This window comes from Bartonella propinqua (assembly GCF_047263965.1).
In the GTDB taxonomy this organism is placed as follows: Bacteria; Pseudomonadota; Alphaproteobacteria; order Rhizobiales; family Rhizobiaceae; genus Bartonella.
In genome coordinates, this window is record NZ_JBLEBK010000027.1 from 1 (window position 1) to 2,133 (window position 2,133).

1 protein-coding gene and 1 pseudogene are annotated in these 2,133 nt (G+C 46.7%); both read left to right on the top strand.

Annotated features, from left to right (window positions below):
* Nucleotides 1-237: pseudogene (locus tag ACMFKV_RS07115) on the top strand (hypothetical protein); the annotation flags it as partial.
* A 13-nt stretch (nucleotides 238-250) separates the two neighbouring features.
* Nucleotides 251-2,133, top strand: a 1,883-nt coding sequence (locus ACMFKV_RS07120) for a phage terminase large subunit family protein (RefSeq protein WP_413154914.1), incomplete at its 3' end; no start/stop codon positions are given.

Here is a 2,133-nt window from a genome sequence, read left to right on the forward strand (position 1 = left end):
TTGCGTGAGACAACGGTTGATCGGGAAGAAGTGAAGAAAGCAGCGCATGATTTCGGAAAAGCACATCGTGATGCGATGTTGAATTTTCCCCATCGTTTCGGTGCCAGCATTGCTGCCCAGATTGGGTGTGATGCAGCCAGCCTGATTGGTGCGATTGATTATTACATGCGAAAGGCTTTGCTTGAAGCCGTTGATATTCCTGTTCCTTATCATGATGATCTGAGCACCTCTGAATAAGAGTGAGTGAACAATGGATGATGATCGTGCGGTAAAAGAGTTTTTTTCGCATGCCAATGAAGCCAGACGACCCGATCCACCCTATACGGTTTCAGAATGGGCAGACAAGAATAGGTATTTAAGTACGGTAGCAAGTGCTGAATCTGGATTATGGAGAACCAAGCGTACGCCCTATTTGCGCGAGATCATGGATAATCTTTCCTCTTATGTGCCGATAGAAACAACGGTTGTGATGAAAGGGGCGCAGGTTGGCATGTCGGAGGCAGGATTAAATTTCTGTGGTTATGCTATCCATTATAGTCCGAGCCCCGCACTCTATGTGATGCCGACTGTTGAGACAGCAAAGAAACTATCAAAAACCCGTCTTGATCCGATGATTACGGCAAGTCCAGCTTTAAGTGCACGCATTGCTCCAGCACGCGCGCGTGACAGTGGGAATACGATGTTTTCAAAAGAGTTTAGTGGGGGTGTTCTCATGCTGACAGGAGCCAACAGTGCTGCTGGGCTGCGTTCGATGCCTATTCGCTATTTGATCCTCGATGAAGTCGATGCTTATCCTCTGAGCGTGGATAATGAAGGTGATCCCGTGGTGATTGCAGAAAAGCGTACCTCGACTTTTGTGCAAAGAAAGATTTTTAAATTGTCTACACCTACCCATCGTGACACAAGCCGTATAGCCAAAGATTTTGTACTTGGGGATCAGAGATATTACAACATCCCCTGTGATGGGTGTGGTGTGTTACAGCCGATTGTTTGGTCGCAAATTAAGTGGCCAAAAGGATCACCCGAAAAGGCAGTTTTTGTTTGTGCCCATTGTGGACATGAACATGCAGAGCACCGAAAAGCAGATTTGATGTCTGAAGAACGGGGGGCATGTTGGGTTCCCACCAGTGAGTCAAGCCGACCCAATTTACGCTCTTATCATATTTCAGCACTCTATTCTCCATGGCTGACATGGGGAGAATGTGCGCGTGAATTTTTAGATGCTAAAGATGATCCTGCGCTTTTGCAGCCTTTTGTTAACACTGTCCTTGGCGAACCTTGGGAAGATAAAACGGGTGAAGTTGTTGATCCTGAGAGCCTTTATGCACGGCGTGAAGATTACTCCATTGCACCCCCACAGGCTGTGTTGTTGACAGCGGGGATTGACGTACAAAATGATCGGTTAGAATTGGAAGTCGTGGGGTGGGGGCGTGGTGAAGAAAGCTGGCATATTGATTATCAAGTGATCCTTGGTGATCCATCTTCCTTTGAAGTGTGGGATCAGTTAGATGAATATCTTACAAGACGCTGGCCACATCAAGGTTACAAAAATGGCATCAGGATCACGGCGGCTTGTATTGATACAGGAGGCAGTCACACACAGGCGGTTTATAATTATGTGCGCCCTCGTGAAGGGAGACGCATATGGGGAATTAAGGGGCATGCAGGCTGGCGTGCAGTCTGGCCACGTCGTCCGAGCAAGAACAATAAAGGGCAGATTAATCTCTATGTGATCGGGGTTGATGCTGCCAAAGATATTATTACAGCACGGTTCAAAAAATCGGGTGCTGAGGCTTCAGGAGCGGGTGCAACGCACTTTCATATAAACCTCGATCAGGAATATTTCGAGCAGCTGACAGCTGAAAAAAAGGTCATCAAATATTTCAAAGGCTTTAAGCGGATAGAATGGCAAAAGAGTGAGAAGGCAAGAAACGAGGCTCTAGATTGCCGCGTCTATGCTTATGCCGCTTTGCAAGGTCTGATTTCAGCAGGTCTAAACCTGAATGAGGAAGTTGATATTTTAGAAGAGCGCTTGGAAAGTCTCAAAAATATGGAGGCATCTTCCGAGAGTACAGAATCTTTTCCAACACAGCTTCAGACACCACAGCCTCAAAGGAAACAACTAAGGAGGTC